The following is an 18,865-nucleotide window of genomic DNA, read 5'->3' on the forward strand; positions in this document are numbered from 1 at the left end:
CGCCACGGGCCCGGCAACCGGAAAGGATTCGTATGAGTGGCCCAGCCACCGGCATCGCCGTCATCGGGATGTCGTGCCGCTTCCCCGGAGTGAACGGCCCGGGGGAGTTCTGGCGCCTGCTGCTCGACGGCCGCTCGACCGTCGGCACGTTCCCCGAGCAGCGGGCGGCCGGCGTCCCGGATCCGGCCCACGCGGACGCCGGCACCCTGCGGGCGGGTTCGTTCTTCGACGCCATCGACGCGTTCGACGCGGAGTTCTTCGGCCTGGACGGCGCGGAGGCGGCCGCCATGGACCCCGTGCAGCGGCTGGGACTCGAACTGGCCTGGGAGGCCGTCGAGGACGCCCGGATTCCGGCGGGCGCGCTCGCCGGGCGCGAGATCGACGTGGTGGTCGGCAGCGCCCCCTCCGGATACGACCGGTTGCGCAGAGCGTCGGGCAGCGACCGGGACGACCACCACGCCGCGCTCGGCTCGGCCGGCGCGCTGATCGCCAACCGGATCTCCGGCCTGTTCGACGTCCGCGGCATGAGCTACTGCGCGGACTCCGGCCAGTCCTCCTCCCTGGTGGCGCTGGCGCTGAGCTGCGACCGGATCAGCAGCGGCGCCGTCGACACGGCGCTGGCCGGCGGCGTCGAGCTGATCGCCGATCCGGAGTCGGGACTGGCCCTGGCGAACATGGGCGCCCTGTCGCCCGACGGCCGCTGCTTCTCCTTCGACTCCCGCGCCAGCGGCTTCGTCCGGGGCGAGGGCGGCGCGTTCGTGCTGCTCAAACGGCTCGACCTCGCCGTCGCCGACGGCGACCACATCTACGCGGTGGTGCGGGGCTGGAGCGTCGGCAGCGCGGGCGCCACCGCCCGGATGCCGGATCCCAGCCCCGGCGCCCAGGCGGCGACCGTGCTGTCGGCGCTGGCACGCGCGGACGTCCCCTTCGACACCGTCGACTACGTGGAGGCCCACGGCACCGGCACCCGCCTGGGCGACCCGGCCGAGGCGGCCGGTCTGCGCGAGGTGTTCCGGGCGACCGGCCGCGAACGGCCCCTGACGCTCGGCTCGGTGAAGACGAACGTCGGGCACCTGGAGCCCGCCGCGGGCATCACCGGTTTCGTGAAGGCGGCCCTCTGCGTGGACCGCGGCCTGCTGGTGCCGAGCCTGAACTTCGTCTCGCCCAACCCCGCCATCGCCGACTTCCACCGCGACTTCGAGGTCCCGGGCACGGCCCGGCCCTGGCCGGGCCCGCCCGGACGGCCGCGCCGGGCGGGCGTGTCGTCGTTCGGCATGGGCGGGACCCACGCCCACGTCGTCCTCGAACAGACCCCCACGACACCCGCGGCCCGCGATGCCGGCACCAGCGTCCGCCCGCCCACGGCCCGCGCCGGGTCCGGGTCCGGCCTCCGCCCGCCCACGGCCCGCGCCGCCGGCCCCGGACCCGGCCCGGGGACCGCGCAGGTGCTGCCGTGGGCGCTGTCGGCCCGGTCCGAGGCGGCCCTGCGCGAACAGGCGCTCCGGCTGCGGGACTTCGTCGCCGCCGACGCCTCCCTGACCACCGCCGACGTGGGCCACTCGCTCCTGACGACCCGGACCGCGTTCGCGCACCGGGCGGTGCTGCTCGGCGGCGACCGCGACGAGGCGCTGGCCGGCCTCGACCGGCTGGCGGCCGGCACCGCCACGGCACGGACCGTGCGGGGCACGGTTTCCGGGCCGGCCGGACCGGTCGTCTTCGTCTTCCCCGGGCAGGGCTCCCAGTGGCCCGGCATGGGCCGCCGGCTGTACGCGCAGTCGGCGGAGTTCGCGCGGGGCATCGACGCCTGCGCCCGGGCACTTGAGCCGTGGGTGGACTGGTCGCTGGTGGACGTGGTGACCGCCGCCGAACCGGCCGTGGCACTGGACCGGGTCGACGTCGTCCAGCCCGTGCTGTTCGCGATGATGGTGTCGCTGGCCCGGGTCTGGCGCTCGTTCGGGGTGGTGCCCGACGCGGTGGTGGGGCACTCGCAGGGCGAGATCGCCGCCGCCTGCGTGGCCGGCGCGCTCTCCCTGGAGGACGCGGCGCGGCTGGTCGCCCTGCGCAGCCGCGCACTGACCGCGCTGGCCGGCACCGGCGGGATGAGCGCGGTGTCCGCGCCCCCGGAGTGGGTGCGCGAACGGCTGCGGCAGTGGCCCGGGCGGCTGTCCACCGCCGCGGTCAACGGACCTGCGTCGGTGGTGGTCTCGGGGGACGACGAGGCGCTGGAGCTGTTCGCCGCGCGGGCCGCCGAGGAGGACGTGCGGGTGCGCCGCGTCCGGGTGGACTACGCCTCGCACTCCCACCACGTCGAACACATCCGGGACCGGCTGCGCACGGCTGCCGCGGACCTCGCGCCGCGACCCCCCGAGGTGGAGTTCTGGTCCACCGTCACCGGCGGGCCGCTCGGCACACGGCCGCTCGACGGCGCGTACTGGTACGACAACCTGCGCTCCACCGTGCGGTTCGGCGAGGTCGTCGACCGGCTGATGCGCGCCGGGTCCGGGGTGTTCGTGGAGGTCAGCCCTCATCCGGTCCTCGAAGTGGCGATGGCGGAGACGGCCGACGCGCTCGCCGTCTCCCCGGTGACGGTGGGCAGCCTGCACAAGGAGGACGGGAGCCACGCCGACCTGCTGGCCTCGCTCGCCGAACTGCACGTGCGGGGAGCGCCGGTGGACTTCACAGGGCTGTTCGCCCCGCACCGGCCGCGCCGGGTCGCGCTGCCCGCCTACCCGTTCCAGCGGCGGCGCCACTGGCTGACCCCGCCCGACGAGCCGGGCCCCGCCGCCGGCGCGGACGGCACCGCGGGCGCGGGGACGGCCCGGCCGGACTCGGAACCGGCCGCCCTCGGCCTCGTGTGCGCCGAGGCGTCGGCCGCCTGGGGCGCCGAGGGCCCGCGCCCGACGGCCGGCGATCTCGCGGCACGCCCCGACAGCACCTTCAAGGACCTGGGCTTCGAATCCTCGACGGCGGTGCGGCTGCGCAACCGGCTCACCGCGGCGACCGGCGTACGGCTGCCGGCCACCGTCGCGTTCAGCCACCCCACGCCCCGCCGGCTGGCCCGCCACCTCCTCTCCCTCCTCGCGCCCCCGCCGGCCGCACGGTCCGCCGGACCGGAGGGGACGAGCCAGGAGGCCCGCAGCGACGACGAGCTGTACGCGCTCATCGAGCGCGGCTACGTGTAGCACCGCCCGTCCGCCCCGTCATCGGTGAAGGAGACCCAGTGGAGGAAGTCGACAAGCTCCGGTCCTACCTGCGGCGCGCCGTCGGTGACGCGCAGGAGCTGCGCGAGCGGGTGCGCGCGTTGGAGGAGTCGGCTCGCGAGCCCGTCGCCGTCGTGGGCGCGGGGTGCCGCTTCCCGGGCGGGGTGACCTCGCCCGAGCAGCTGTGGGACGTGGTGTCCGCCGGTGCGGACGCGACGGGCGAGTTCCCGCGGGACCGCGGATGGGACGTGGCGGCGCTGTACGACCCGGACCCCGAGGCGTCCGGCAGGACGTACACGCGCCGGGGCGGGTTCCTCGCCTCGCTCGCGGAGTTCGACGCGCCCTTCTTCGGCATCAGCCCGCGCGAGGCGCTGGCGATGGACCCCCAGCAGCGCCTGATGCTGGAGACCTCCTGGGAGGCACTGGAGCGCGCCGGGATCGACCCCGCGACCCTGCGGGGATCGGACACGGGCGTGTTCACCGGCGTCTACGGGGTCGACTACGGTCCCCGGCTGGGCAGCGGGACGGCGGCCGGGGTGGAGGGCTTCGGGATCGCCGGGACCTACACCAGCGTCGCCTCGGGCCGGGTGGCGTACGTGCTGGGCCTGGAGGGCCCGGCGGTCTCCACCGACACGGCCTGCTCGTCCTCGCTGGTCGCCGTCCACCAGGCCGTGCGCTCCCTGCGGTCGGGGGAGTGCGCGCTGGCCCTGGCCGGCGGGGTGTCGGCGCTGCCGAGCCCCGGCCTGTTCGTGGAGGTCTCCCGGCAGCGCGGCCTGTCCGCCGACGGGCGGTGCAAGTCGTTCGCGGAGTCCGCCGACGGCACCGCCTGGGGCGAGGGCGCGGGTGTGCTGGTGCTGGAGCGGCTGTCCGACGCGCTGCGCAACGGGCGGCGGATCTGGGCCCTGATCCGGGGCTCGGCCGTCAACCAGGACGGCGCGTCCAACGGTCTCACCGCGCCGAACGGTCTCGCCCAGCAGCGGGTCGTGCGCGCGGCCCTGGCCGACGCGGGCCTGGCCCCCCGGGAGGTGGACGCGGTGGAGGCCCACGGCACCGGCACCAGGCTGGGCGACCCCATCGAGGCGGAGGCGCTGCTGGCCACCTACGGGCAGGACCGGGAGCCCGGCGAACCGCTCCGGCTGGGATCGCTCAAGTCGAACATCGGCCATACGCAGGCCGCGGCCGGGGTCGGCGGCATCATCAAAATGATCATGGCGATGCGGCACGGCGTCCTGCCGCGGACGCTGCACGTGGACCGCCCCACCCCGCACGTCGACTGGACGTCCGGAGCGGTGGAGCTGCTGACCGAGCCCGCGCCCTGGCCCGCCCGGCCGGGACGGCCCCGCCGAGCGGGCGTGTCGTCCTTCGGGGTCAGCGGCACCAACGCGCACCTCCTCCTCGAAGAGGCGCCCGGGGCCGCGGAGGGCACCGCCCGTCCGTCCGGGGCCGGGGAAGGCACCGCCCGTCCGTCCGGGGCCGGGGAAGGCACCGCCCGTCCGCCCGCTGCCGCCGCCCCCGCACGGGTGTCCACCGACGGGGCGGCCCTGCCCTGGGTGCTCTCCGCGCGGTCCCAGCAGGCCCTGCGGGAACAGGCGCTGCGCCTGCTCGACCGGGTCGCCGGGGACGCCGGCCCCACCGCCGCGGCCGTGGGACACGCGCTGGTGGCGACCCGCTCGCTGTTCGAGCACCGCCAAGTGCTGATCGGCGCGGACCGCGACGAACTGCTCGCCGGTCTGACGGCCGTCGCCGCCGGGGACCGGCACCCCCGGGGCGTGGTCACCGGCGTCGCCCGGCCGCCGGGCGGCACGGTCTTCGTCTTCCCCGGCCAGGGATGCCAGTGGCCGGGCATGGGACGCGAACTGTGGGAGACCAGCCCGGTCTTCGCCGAGCAGCTGAACGCCTGCGCCGAGGCGCTCCGGCCGTGGATCTCCTGGTCGCTCGTCGACACCGTCTGCGGTGGCCCCGAGGCGGCCGACCTGGACCGGATCGACGTCGTCCAGCCCGTGCTGTTCGCGATGATGGTGTCCCTGGCGCGGGTCTGGCGTGCGCTGGGTGTCGAGCCGGACGCCGTGGTCGGCCACTCCCAGGGCGAGATCGCCGCCGCCTGCGTGGCGGGCGCTTTGTCCCTGCCGGACGCGGCCAGGATCGTCGCCGTGCGGTCCCGGCTCCTGGCCGGTGCCACCGAGGACGGCGGCATGGCCGGGATCGTGGCGACCGAGGACCGGGTCCGGCGGCTGATGGAGCCGTGGGGACCGCGCGTCGCGATCGCGGCGGTCAACGGGCCCTACTCGACGACCGTGTCGGGAGAGGCCGACGCGGTCGCGGAACTGGTGGCGGCCTGCGAGGCGCAGGGGGTGCGCGCCCGGCCGATCCCGGCCGGAGTGCCCGGCCACTCGCCGCTGATGGACCGCTTCGAGCCGGCGCTCCTCGACGAACTCGGCCCGATCCGGCCCGTGTCCGGCCCGGTGGCATTCCACTCGACCGTCACCGGTGGAACTCTCGACGGCTCCGCACTCGACGCCGCCTACTGGTTCCGCAACATGCGCGAGCCGGTCCGCTTCGACGCGGCCATGAGGAGCCTGCTCGCCGCCGACCATGGAGCCTTCATCGAGGTCAGCCCGCACCCGCTGCTCATGGTGAACATCCAGCAGATGCTCGACGACACCCCCGGGGCTCCCCGCGTGGCGACCGGCTCGCTGCGCCGCGGCCAGGGCGGCTTCACCCGGCTGTACCGCTCGGCGGCCGAGGCCTTCGTGGCGGGCGTCCCCGTGTCCTGGCCCGCCGCGCTGCCCGAACCGGACGGCGCCTGGGCGGAGTTGCCCTCCTACCCGTTCCAACGGCAGCGCTACTGGCTGGACACACCGCGCGAGACGACCACCGCCGCCGCCCTGTCGGAGCATCCGCTCCTCGACGCCGTGATCGACCTGCCGGACGACGCGGACAGCGGCGGCGTGGTGGCCCGCGGGTTCCTGTCGCCCGAGCGCCACCCCTGGCTCGCCGGGCACCTCGTCCACGGCACCGCCCTGGTGCCGGGCACGGTGCTGCTGGAGATGGCCGTGTGGGCCGCGCACCGGGCGGGCCACGACGTCGTGGACGAACTCGTCCTGGAGGAACCACTGGTGCTGTCCGGCCCGGCCGGGCGCGAGGTCCGCGTGGTCGTCGACGGCACCGGCGTGATCGGCGTGCACTCGCGCGGTGACGGCGACGCCGGATGGACCCGGAACGCCTCGGGCTTCGCCGGCTCCGACACCGGCGGGGCGCCGCGCCCGGACGCCCTCACCGCCTGGCCCCCCGCGGACGCCGTCGCCGTGTCCCCCGAGGCGGTGTACGCCCGGCTGTCCGCCCTCGGCTGCACGCCCGGGCCTTCGAACCGGGGCCTGCGGGAGGCCTGGCAGGCCGACGGCGCACTCTTCGCCCGGGTGGAGCTGCCGGCGGCCGCCGGGGCGCACGGGGCCGGCGGCTTCACGATCCATCCGGTGCTGCTCGACGCCGCGTTGCCGGCCACCGTCCTGGCCCCGGCCGCCGGCGACCGCGCACCGGGCCTGCCGCACCGGTTCCGGGGCGTCCGCCTGGCCGCCGCCCGCCCCGGCGCGCTGCGCGTCCGGCTCACCCTCACCGGACCGGACACGGTGTCCGTGACCCTCGCGGATGCCACCGGGGCACCGGTCGGCGGCATCGAAGCGCTGACCCTCAGGCCCGTGGACACCGCGGGACCGGCCGAGTTGGGCCCCGGCCACCCCGACGCCCTGTACCGGGTGGACTGGGTGCCGGCGCCGCACGCGCCGCACGGGACCGGGCGGTACGCCGTGCTGGGCGAGCCGGACGCGCTCACCGCGTCCCTGGCGCGGGGCGGGCCGGTCCCGGCCGGACCGGCCGAACTCGCCGCCTCCGGCGCCGCCATACCCCCGGTCGTCATCGCCGTGCTCAACGGCGCGGGCACCGACGGCGACACCCCGCCCGCGGCCGCCGGACACCGGCTCCGCCGGGTACTGCGGTGGACCCGCGAGTGGCTCCTGGACGACCGCTTCTCCGCGTCACGCCTGGTGGTCGTCACCGGTGAGGCCGTCCAGGACGGCCCGGAGCACCGCAGCGACCCGGCCGCGACGGCCGTCTGGGGTCTCCTGCGCAGCGCGCAGACGGAACACCCCGGCCGGTTCACGCTCCTGGACACCGACGGCCGCGCCGACTCCTGGGCCCGGGTACCGGCCGCGGCCGAAACGGGCGAGGACCAGCTCCGGATCAGGGCGGGCACCGTGACCGTTCCCCGGCTCACCCGCCCGGCCGCCGCGCCCCGTCCTGCCGGCCCGGACGGGGACCGTCCCGCCCTCGGGTCCGGGACGGTCCTGATCACCGGCGGCACCAGCGGCCTCGGAGCGCTGCTGGCCCGCCACCTCGTGGAGCGGCACGGGGTGCGCCGCCTGCTGCTCACCAGCAGGCGGGGGGCCACGGCCCCGGCGGTGGACGGACTGCGCGCCGCGCTGACCGGGGCGGGCGCCCACGTCGAGGTGGCGGCCTGCGACGTCACGGACCGCGCGGCGGTGGCCGCGCTGATCGCCGCCGTCCCGGACGAGCACCCGCTGACCGCGGTGGTGCACTGCGCCGCCGTCCTGGACGACGGCGTCGTCGAGTCGCTGACGGGCGACCGCGTCGACGCGGTGCTCGCTCCCAAGACGCACGGCGCCTGGCACCTGCACGAGGCCACCCGGCACCTGGACCTGTCCGCGTTCGTGCTGTTCTCCTCGATCGCGAGCCTGCTCGGCACGGCCGGACAGGCCGGCTACGCGGCGGCGAACGCCTTCCTCAACGGCCTCGCCGAGACCCGCCGGGCCCAGGGACTGCCCGCCACCGCCCTGTGCTGGGGCTACTGGGCCGAACGCAGCGAACTGGGCGCCGGCCTCGGGGAGTCGGACCTCGTGCGCCTGCAGCGGCAGGGTGTGCTGCCGCTGCCGTCGCACGAGGGCCTGGCCCTGTTCGACGCGGCGATCGCACGGGAGGAGGCGGTGCTGGTGCCCGCCCGGCTGCACCTGCCCGGGCCCGGCGCCGCGCCCACCGGCCGCACGGTCTCGCCACTCCTGCGCGATCTGCTCACGCCGTCCGCCGGTACGGACCGTCCGGACCGGGAGGAGGAGAGCCACAGCGTCGAACTCGCGCAGCTGGTGCTGACGAAGCCGGCCGCCGAGGCGGAGGCGGCGGTGCGTGACATCGTGCGGGCGCAGACCGCGCTCGTCCTCGGTCACGAGGACGGTGAACGGGTCGGGCCCACCGTCGCGTTCCGCGACCTCGGCCTCGACTCGCTCACCGCGCTGGAGCTGCGCAACAAGCTGTCGGCGGTGACCGGTCTGAAGCTGCCCGCCACGCTGGCGTTCGACCACCCGAACCCGGACGCCCTCGCACGGTTCCTGATCGACAGCGCCACGCCCGCCCCCACCGGTGCGCACCGCACCCCGGCCGACCGGCTGGCCGAGGAGATCGAACGGCTGGGCGCCCGGCTGGAGGAGGAGTTGCCCGCCCTCGCGGACGAGGAGAGGGCCACCCTGTCCGCCCTGGTGGGCCAGGTGCAGGGCCGGGTCCGCGCGAGGGCGGGCGAGGCACCGGTGACCGGCATCACCGACCGGATCAGCACGGCCTCAGCCGGCGAGCTTCTCTCGCTGCTGGACCAGGAACTCGGCTAGGGGAGAGCGATGAGTGACGACAACAACGCCGAGGTTCTCGACTACCTCAAGCGGACCTCGATCGAGCTGATCGAGACCCGCCGGCGGCTGGAGGAGCTGACGGAGGCCGCCGCCGAGCCCATCGCGGTCGTCGGCGCCGCCTGCCGCTTCCCGGGCGGGGCGGCGTCCCCGGAGGAGCTGTGGGAGCTGGTGCGTGCGGGCCGCGACGCGGTGGCCGGCCTCCCCGAGGACCGCGGCTGGGACCTGGACGCCCTGTACGACCCCGATCCGGACCGGCCCGACACGAGTTACGCGCGCTCCGGCGGCTTCCTGCCCGACGCGGGCGACTTCGACGCGGAGTTCTTCGGCATCAACCCGCGCGAGGCGCTGGCCGCCGACCCGCAGCAGCGGCTGCTGCTGGAGACCTCCTGGGAGTCCCTGGAACGCTCCGGCATCGACCCGCGGACCCTGCGCGGCAGCGCCACCGGTGTCTTCGCGGGCCTCGCCTACTTCGGCTACGGCGACCACCACACCACCCCCGAGGTCATCTCCGGCTACGGCCAGACCGGTTCCCTGCTGAGCGTGGCGTCCGGACGCGTCGCCTACGTCCTCGGCCTGGAGGGACCCGCGGTGTCGACCGACACCGCGTGCTCGTCGTCCCTGGTGGCGATCCACCAGGCGGTGCAGTCGCTGCGGCAGGGCGAGTGCGGGCTCGCCCTCGCCGGGGGAGTCACCGTCATGGCGACCACACAGGTCCTGCGTGAGATGTCCCGGCAGCGCGGACTCGCGCCCGACGGCCGGTGCAAGGCGTTCTCCGACACGGCGGACGGCGCCGGGTTCTCCGAGGGCGCCGGGGTCCTGGTCCTGGAGCGGCTGTCGGACGCGCGGCGCAACGGACGCCGCGTCTGGGCGCTGATCAGGGGCTCGGCGATCAACCAGGACGGCGCGTCCAACGGCCTGACCGCGCCCAACGGCCCGTCGCAGCAGCGGGTGATCCGCGCCGCGCTGGCCAACGCCCGGGTGCGGGCGAGCGACGTCGACGTGGTGGAGGCACACGGCACGGGGACCAGGCTGGGCGACCCGATCGAGGCGCAGGCGCTGCTCGCCACCTACGGGCAGGACCGCGAGCGCGACCGGCCGCTGTGGCTGGGATCGCTGAAGTCCAACATCGGCCACGCGCAGGCGGCCGCCGGCGTCGGCGGGGTCATCAAGATGATCATGGCGATGCGGCACCGGACCATGCCCAAGACCCTGCACGTGGACCGCCCCAGCACCCATGTGGACTGGTCGGCCGGGGCGGTGGAACTGCTGACCGGGGCCATGCAGTGGCCCAGTGCCCCGGGCCGCCCCCGAAGGGCGGGGGTGTCCGCCTTCGGCGCCAGCGGCACCAACGCGCACCTGATCCTGGAGGAGGCCCCCGCCGAGGTGACGCCCGCCGCCGCGGACGAGCCGGCCGGCGAGGCACCCGCCGGGGGCGCGTCCACCGCCGGCCGCCCGACGGGGCAGGCCGCGGAGCAGGCCACGGTGGTGCCGTGGATCGTCTCCGCGCGTTCCGCCGGGGCGCTGCGGGCCCAGGCGCGCAAGCTGCACGGCTTCGCACTCGCCGACCCGCGGGCCGACATCGCCGCCGTGGGACGCTCGCTGGCGTCGACCCGGGCCCGGTTCGAGCACCGCGCGGTGGTGCTCGGCCACGAGCGCGACGATGTGCTGCGCGGTCTCACGGCGCTCGGCGAGGGCACCGAGTCCGCCGACGTGGTGCGCGGGATCGCCGGGGAAAGCGGCGGCACCGTCTTCCTGTTCCCCGGGCAGGGCTCCCGCTGGGCCGGCGCGGCGGCACGCTGGTACGACGCCTTCCCGGTCTTCGCCCGGAGCCTCGACGAGGTGTGCGCCCGCTTCGACGCCCATCTGCCCTTCGCCCTCCAGCCCTTGCTGCTGTCCGACCGGCCCGCCGACGACCTGACCGACCGCACCGACCTCGCCCAGCCGGCGCTGTTCGCCCTCCAGGTCGCCCTGTACCGCCTGATCACGCACTACGGCCCGCCCCCGGGCCGGCTCATCGGCCACTCGGTCGGCGAGATCGCCGCCGCCCACGTCAGCGGCGCCCTCGACCTGGACGGTGCCACCCGGCTCGTGGCCGCCCGCGGCAGGATCATGCAGACCGTCCGGGAGCCCGGCGCGATGCTGGCCGTACGGGCACCGCAGGACGAGGTGCGGGCCCTGCTCGCCGGCTACGACCGGGTGGGCGTCGCCGCCGTCAACGGCCCCGCGTCGGTCGTCGTCTCGGGCGTCCGCGACCAGGTCCACGCCCTGCGCGACCGGCTGGTCGCGGGCGGAACCTCCGCGAAGCTGCTCGCCGTCGGTCACGCGTTCCACTCCCCGCTGATGGACCCCGTCCTGGACGCCTTCGCGGCCTCCCTCGGCGAACTCGGCGGCGGCGCCGCGCGGATCCCCGTGGTCTCGTCCCTGCTGGGCCGCGAGGCCACCGCCGGGGAGCTGACGTCCGTCGCGCACTGGGTGCGCCACGTGCGCGAACCCGTCCGCTTCCACGAGGCGCTGCGGCACGCCCGCGAGTCCGGCGCGGACGTCTTCGTCGACGTGGGCCCCGGCTCCGCGCTGGCGGGCCTCACCCAGGAGGCCTTCGCCCACGAGGGCGCCGACGACGTGCTGGTCGTACCGGTGTCGCGCCGGGACCGCGCACCGCGGGAGGCGTTCGTCGCGGCACTGGCCCGGCTGCACGTGCGGGGCGTGGACGTGGACCTCGGCGCCCTGCTCCCGGCGGGCGGAGCGGTGGACCTGCCGACGTACGCCTTTCAGCGGCAGCGCTACTGGCTGGACTTCCGGGCCGTCGCGGGCCGGTCGGACCTGTCCGCCGCCGGGCTCAGCGCGGCCGATCACCCGCTGCTCGGAGCCGAGGTCGACCTCCCCGGCACCGGCGAGGTCGTCCTCACCGGCCGGTGGTCCCTGCGGACGCAGGCCTGGCTGGCCGACCACACCGTGTTCGGCGCGGTCGTCGTACCGGCGACGGCCCACCTGGACCTCGCCCTGTCGGCGGGCCGCCGGGCCGGCGCACCCGCCGTCGAGGAACTCTCCCTCGAAGTGCCCCTGGTCGTGCCGGACTCCGGGGAGGTGCGGGTGCGGATCGTCGCCGGCGCCGCCGACGAGACGGGACGCCGCCCGCTGGAGGTCTTCTCGCACTCCGGCGAGGACGGCCCGGCACCCGGTGGCTGGACCCGGCACGTGACGGGCCGTCTGGCGCCCGCCGCGGCACCCGGCTTCGGGGACGGCGAGGACGCGGCGCCGCTCGCCGTGTGGCCCCCGCCCGGCGCGGGGCGGATCGACATCACGCAGCTGTACGACTCCTTCGCGGACGCCGGCTTCGACTACGGCCCCGCGTTCCGCGGCCTGCGCGAGGTGTGGCGGCGGGGTGAGGACCTCTTCGCGACCGCGACGCTGCCGCGGACGGACGGCACGCCGGCCGGCGACGGCTTCGCCCTGCACCCCGCGCTGCTGGACTCCGTGCTGCACGCGGTGGTGGCCGGCGAGGTCATCGCCGTGGACGGTGCCAGGGGCTGGATGCCCTTCTCGTGGAGCGGGGTCGACGCGGCCGGGGAATGCGGCCCGGCCGTGCGGGTGCGGATCTCCCCGGCCGGGGACGGCGCGGTGTCCGTGCTGGTCGCCGACGATCAGGGGCGGACGGTCGCCCGCATCGGTGCGCTGACCTTCCGGCCGGCCGGCCCCGAGCAGGTCCGCGCGGGGCGCGGCGCGCACGGGTCCGCGCTGTTCGCGGTGGAGTGGCAGCCGGTCCCGCCGGGCGCGGGCCCGGCCACCGGCGGGACGCGGATCGTCGTCGGTGCGCCGGACGGCCTGGCGGCCCGGGCCGCCGGTGCGGCCGGCCCGTCCGCCGTGCGGTGCCGGTCCCTGGAGGACGCCGTGTCGGGCGGTGCCCTCACGGGCGCGGAGCCCGCGCAGATCGTCCTCTGCCTGGACGACGACGGCCCGCACGACCCCGAAGCGGCCCCCGACGGCACCGAGGGCACCGATCGCACCGACGGCACCGACCGCACTGACGCCCCCGACGGCCCCGGCGCGGCCGGGGACGCCGGTCCGCTCGGCGCGGTCCGCCGCACCGGCCTGCGCGTCCTCGACGCGGTCCAGCGGTTCCTCGCCGACGAACGCTGCGCCGGGGCCACCCTGGTCCTCCTCACGCGCCTGGCCCAGGACACCGGCGGCCTCCAGGGCGGCGGGAGCCTCCAGGGCGCCTCCGCCTGGGGCCTGCTGCGCTCCGCCCGGACCGAACACCCCGGCCGGTTCCGGCTGGTGGACATCGACGACGAGCAGAGCTCCTGGGACCGCCTCCCGGACGCGCTCGCCCTCGACGCGGACCAACTGGCCCTGCGCGACGGGCAGTGCCTCGCCCCCCGCCTGGCACCGGCCGCGCCCGCGCACGGCCGGATCGAGCCGCCCCCGCCCGGACCCCACCGGCTCGGCATCCCGGACAAGGGGACACTGGAGAACCTGGCCTGGGTCCCCTGCCCCGAAGTCGAGGCGCCCCTCACCAGCGGGCAGGTACGGGTCGCCGTGCACACCGCGGGGCTCAACTTCCGCGACGTCACCATCGCCCTCGGCCTGGTGGAACGGACCGCCATCGACGCCGGACTCGGCAGCGAGGGCTCCGGGACCGTCCTGGAGGTGGCGGACGACGTGCCGGGCCTGACCCCGGGCGACCGGGTGACCGGCATCTTCACCGGCGCCTTCGGCCGTGTGGCCGTGGCCGACCACCGCCTGCTCGTCCCCGTCCCCGACGGCTGGAGCCACGCGGAGGCGGCGTCCGTGCCGGGCGCCTTCCTCACCGCGTACCACGCGCTCGTGCACCTCGCCGGGCTGGAGAAGGGGCAACGGATCCTCATCCACGCCGCGGCCAGCGGTGTCGGCATGGCCGCCGTCCAGCTGGCGCGGCACATCGGCGCCGAGACGTACGCCACCGCGAGCCCCGCCAAATGGCCCGCCCTGCGGGCCATGGGGCTGGACGACGACCACCTCGCCTCCTCGCGGGACCTGGAGTTCGCCACCGCCTTCCGGCGGGCCACCGGCGACCGCGGCGTGGACGTCGTGCTGAACTCCCTCGCACACGCCCACGTCGACGCCTCGCTGACCCTGCTCCCCGCCGGCGGCAGCTTCATCGAGATGGGCAAGACCGACATCCGCGACCCCGCCCGGGTCGCGGCCGACCACCCGGGCGTCACCTACCAGGCCTTCGACCTCTACGAGGCGGGCCCGGACCGGATCCACGCGATGTTCCGGGCCGTCATGGACCTGTTCGCCCAGGAGCGGCTGCGCTTCAACCCGGTCTCCGTCCGGCACGTCCGCGACGCCCGCGGCGCGTTCCGCGAGATGAGCCAGGGACGGCACACCGGCAAGCTCGTCCTGGAGCTGGCCGACGACTTCGGCGGCGGGACCGTCCTGGTCACCGGCGGGACCGGGGGCGTGGGATCGCTGGTGGCGCGCCATCTCGTGACGGCGCGCGGGGTGCGCAGCCTGGTGCTGGCCAGCCGCCGCGGCATGGCCGCCGAGGGAGCCGCCGCGCTGGTGTCGGACCTCGTGGCCGCGGGCGCGACGGTGAAGGTCGTGGAGTGCGACGTCTCGGACCGGGCCGCGGTGGCGGAGCTGCTCGCCGGCCTGCCCGCTGCGCCGACCGCGGTCGTGCACACGGCCGGGGAACTGGCCGACGGCACCGTCGCAGCGCTCACCGCGGACGGGCTCGACCGGGCGCTGCGCGCCAAGGCCGGCGGCGCGGCCCACCTCGACGAACTGACCCGCGGGCGCCCGCTGAGCGCGTTCGTGCTGTTCTCCGCGCTCGCCGGCACGCTCGGCGCCGCGGGACAGGCCGCCTACGCCGCGGCCAACGGCTTCCTGGACGCCCTGGCGGTGCGCCGCAGGGCCGCCGGCCTTCCCGGCACGTCGCTGGGCTGGGGCTGGTGGGAGCAGCGCAGCGGCATGACCGGGCATCTGGACCAGGCCGACCTGTCGCGGGTGAGGCGGATGGGTGTCGCCGCCATGCCGACCCCCGACGCGCTGGACCTGTTCGACGCGGCGTGCGCGCACGGCGCGCCGGTCCTCGTCCCGGCCCGGCTGGACCTCGCCGCGCTGCGCGCCCTGCCGCGCGACGAACGGCCGCCCCTGCTGCGCGAGACGGCCGACGCGGGCCGGGCCCGCCGCCCCCGGACGGCCGCCCCCGAGCGGGCCCTCGCACCCGGACTGCCCGCCGCCCTGGCCGCGCTCCCGGAGCACGAGGCGCAGACCGCCGTCCTCGACTTCGTCCGGGACCAGGTCGCCCTGGTGCTGGGGCACCCCTCCGGCACGGCCGTCGACGCGGACCAGGCGTTCACGCCCATGGGATTCGACTCGCTCACCTCGGTCGAACTGTGCAACCGCCTGGGCGCCGCGACCGGACTGCGCCTGCCGACCACCCTGGTCTTCAGCTACCCCACGCCGCGCGAACTGGGGCTGCACCTGAGCGGCCTGGTGCGCCCGGCGGCCCGGACCGAACCGGACGAGGACGCCGCGATCCGGGAGGTGCTGCGGACCGTCCCGATCGACCGGCTGCGCGAGGCGGGGCTGCTCGAACCGGTGCTGGCCTGCGCCGGCCCCGCCCGGCCCGGCCCCGAGGCCGGGCACGACCCGCAGGACGGCCCGGGCGCGGCGGCGCTGACGGGTCTCGACATCGACGCCCTGGTCGACCTGGCCCTGGACGAGACGGGGAAGTGACATGGACGACTCCGCAGACCGCACCGCGGACGGCGCGAACGACGCGGACCGGGTGCAGCGCGCACTGCGCACCCTGCTGCACGAGCGCGACCGCCTCCGCCAGGAGAACGAGGCACTGAAGGCCCGGCACACCGAGCCGATCGCCGTGGTCGCGATGGCGTGCCGCTACCCGGGAGGCGTCTCGTCGCCCGAGGACCTGTGGACCCTGGTGCGCGACGGCGTCGACGCCGTGGACGAGTTCCCGCAGGACCGCGGCTGGCGCGACGTCTACGACCCGGACCCCGCCGCCGTGGGCCGTTCCTGCACCCACGAGGGAGGCTTCCTGGACGGCGTGGCGGACTTCGACGCGGGGTTCTTCGGCATCAGCCCGCGCGAGGCGCTGACGGTCGACCCGCACCACCGGCTGCTGCTGCAGACCTCCTGGGAGGCCTTCGAACGGGCCGGCATCGTCCCCGCCGACGTGCGCGGCACCGACGTCGGCGTCTTCACCGGCGTCAGCTCCTCCGAGTACGGCTGGCGCTTCCTGGAGGCGCAGCACGGCGAACTGGAGGGCCATCTGCTGTACGGCAGCGCCCTCAGCGTCGCGTCCGGCCGGGTCGCCTACCACCTGGGCCTGACCGGACCGGCGGTGTCCCTGGACACCGCCTGCTCGTCGTCGCTGGTCGCCCTGCACATGGCGGCGCAGTCGCTGCGCTCGGGGGAGTGCTCGCTCGCGCTGGCGGGCGGGGCGTCGATGATGCCCACCCCCGCGATCTTCGTGGAGTTCTCCCGGCAGCGGGCGCTGTCCCCCACCGGGCGGTGCAGGGCCTTCGCGGACGGGGCCGACGGCACCGGCTGGGCGGAGGGCGCCGGCGTCCTGCTCCTCGAACGGCTCTCCGACGCCCGGCGCAACGGCCGCACGGTGCTGGCCGTCCTGCGCGGCAGCGCGGTGAACCAGGACGGGGCCAGCAACGGGCTGACCGCCCCCAACGGCTTGGCGCAGGAGCAGGTGATCCGCACGGCCCTGGCCAACGCGCGCGTCTCCGCCGCGCAGGTCGACCTGGTCGAAGCGCACGGCACCGGGACCGTCCTGGGCGACCCCATCGAGGCGGGCGCCCTACTGGCGGCCTACGGGCAGGACCGGGAGCGCGACCGGCCGCTGTGGCTCGGATCCCTCAAGTCCAACATCGGCCACGCCCAGGCCGCGGCCGGGGTCGGCGGCGTCATCAAGGCCGTGCTCGCCATGCGCCACGGCTGGCTGCCGAAGACACTGCACGTGGACACGCCCTCCCGGCACGTCGACTGGTCGTCCGGGGCGGTGCGGCTGCTGGAGGAGGGGCGCGCGTGGCCCGAGCGGGACGGTCCCCGCCTGGCCGGCGTGTCGTCGTTCGGCGTCAGCGGCACCAACGCCCACGTCATCCTCGAGGAGCCCCTGCGGGAGCCGGCGGAGCGGGGCGGCCCCGGCCCGGCCCCGGCCGGTGGCCTCGTGCCGTGGGTCGTCTCGGGCAGGGACGCGGCGGCCCTGGCACGGCAGGCGGGCCGGCTGCACGACTTCGCCGCCGCCGGCACGGACCTCGCCGATACCGCCTGGTCGCTGGTCTCCGGCCGCTCGCGCTTCGCGCACCGCGCGGTCGTCCTCGGCCGCGACCGGCGGGAACTGCTGAGCGGCCTGGCGTCGCTGCGCGACGGAACCGACGCCGGCGCAGTGGTGCGCGGGGTCGCCGCCGACCTCGGCCCGGTCGCCTTCATGTTCCCCGGCCAGGGCTCGCAGTGGGCCGGCATGGGACGGCAGCTGTACGCCGCGTTCCCGGAGTTCGCCCGCTCCCTCGACGCGTGCGCGGACGCCCTGGCCGAGTGGACCGACTGGTCGCTGCTCGACGTGGTGCACGGCGCCGAGGGGGCACCCACGCTGGACCGGGTCGACGTGGTGCAGCCGGCCCTGTTCTCGGTCATGGTCTCCCTGGCCGCCCTGTGGCGGTCCTGGGGTGTCGAACCGGCCGCGGTGATCGGGCACAGCCAGGGCGAGATCGCCGCCGCCCACGTGTGCGGCGCGCTGTCCCTGCGCGACGCCGCCAGGGTCGTGGCGCTGCGCAGCCGCGCCCTGACCGCTCTCGTCGGCCACGGCGGCATGGCGTCCGTCACGGAGTCCGCGGACCTGGTCCGGGCGCGCCTGGCACCCTGGGGCGACCGGGTGAGCCTCGCCGTCGTCAACGGCCCCCGCTCGGTGGTGGTGTCGGGGGAACCGCAGGCCCTCGACGAGTTCGTCGGGAAGATGACCGCCGAGGGCGTCCAGGCCCGGCGGATAGCCGTGGACTACGCCTCCCACTCGCCGCAGGTCGCCCGGGTCCGCGACCAGGTGCTCGGCCGGCTCGCCGGCGTGACCCCGAGGACGTCCGCGCTGCCCTTCTACTCCACCCTGCACGGCCGCAGGACGGACACCGCGGAACTGAACGCCGGTTACTGGTACGCCAATCTGCGCGAGACCGTCCGCTTCGAGACCTCCGTGCGGCAGCTGGCCGACGACGGGTTCCGGGTGTTCGTGGAGATGAGCCCCCATCCCGTACTGACCTATCCGGTGCAGGAGATGGTGGAGGACCTGGACGACGCCGTGGTCCTGTCCTCCACCCGGCGCGACCGGCAGGAGGCCGACGCCGTGCTGGACTCGCTGGCCCGACTGCACGTCCGCGGCGGGCGCGTGGACTGGGAGGCTCTGGTCGGCGGGGGGCGGCGCGTGGAACTGCCGACCTACGCCTTCGACCGGCAGCGCTACTGGCTGAGCTCCGCGCACCCGGCCGTGACGGTGGAACTGCCCCCGGCGACGGACCAGGCCCCCGCCGACGGCGCCCCGGTCGCTCTGCCGGAGCTGCTGGCCGGCCGGTCCGGCGGCGACGCGGAGGCGATCGTCCTCGGCCACGTCCTCGACCGGGCCGCAGCCGTCCTCGGCCACGCCTCGGCCGACGCCCTGGACCCCGACGGGGAGTTCCGGCAGTTCGGGTTCGACTCGCTGCTCTCGGTCGAACTGAGCAAACGCCTCGCCGCGAGCACGGGACTCAAGCTCCGCGCGAACCTGGTGCTGCGCCACCCGTCTCCGCGGCTGATCGCCCGGCACATCCTGTCCACCCTGGCCGAAGGCGACCCCGCGTGACACCGCGCGCCCTGCCGGGCCCGCGGTCCCTGCCCCGTCCGTACGTTCCGTGCGGTCCGTTCACTCCGGTAGTTCCGTTCGTCCCGTTCCATCCGTTCGTTCCGTTCCATGGCCTGTGCCGAGGGGTT

General features: G+C 76.4%; 3 protein-coding genes and 1 pseudogene. All 4 read left to right on the forward strand.

Annotated features, from left to right (window positions below; all coding sequences use genetic code 11):
- The first annotated feature begins 32 nt into the window (after positions 1–32).
- The 4 genes and pseudogenes from ACIGAN_RS14460 (at position 33) to ACIGAN_RS14475 (ending at position 18,737) form a co-directional block, all read left to right on the forward strand.
- Positions 33–3,182, forward strand: a complete 3,150-nt coding sequence (locus ACIGAN_RS14460; protein WP_399857457.1) for a type I polyketide synthase — start codon at positions 33–35, stop codon at positions 3,180–3,182.
- Positions 3,183–3,265: 83 nt separating this feature from the next.
- Positions 3,266–8,869: pseudogene (locus ACIGAN_RS14465) on the forward strand (SDR family NAD(P)-dependent oxidoreductase); the annotation flags it as partial.
- 9 nt (positions 8,870–8,878) lie between these two features.
- Positions 8,879–15,613, forward strand: a complete 6,735-nt coding sequence (locus ACIGAN_RS14470; protein ID WP_399857459.1) for a type I polyketide synthase — start codon at positions 8,879–8,881, stop codon at positions 15,611–15,613.
- 1 nt (position 15,614) lies between these two features.
- A complete protein-coding gene (locus tag ACIGAN_RS14475; protein WP_399857461.1) occupies positions 15,615–18,737 on the forward strand; it encodes a type I polyketide synthase in 3,123 nt (1,040 codons plus the stop codon).
- The last annotated feature ends 128 nt before the right edge of the window (positions 18,738–18,865 follow it).

Origin of the sequence: Streptomyces sp. NPDC085931, from assembly GCF_044540565.1 — a bacterium.
Classification (GTDB): domain Bacteria; phylum Actinomycetota; class Actinomycetes; order Streptomycetales; family Streptomycetaceae; genus Streptomyces.

Coding starts and splice junctions, on each gene's coding strand:
- ACIGAN_RS14460 (WP_399857457.1), top strand. CDS start 33: ATGAGTGGCCCAGCCACCGGCATCGCCGTCATCGGGATGTCGTGCCGC.
- ACIGAN_RS14475 (WP_399857461.1), top strand. CDS start 15,615: ATGGACGACTCCGCAGACCGCACCGCGGACGGCGCGAACGACGCGGAC.
- ACIGAN_RS14470 (WP_399857459.1), top strand. CDS start 8,879: ATGAGTGACGACAACAACGCCGAGGTTCTCGACTACCTCAAGCGGACC.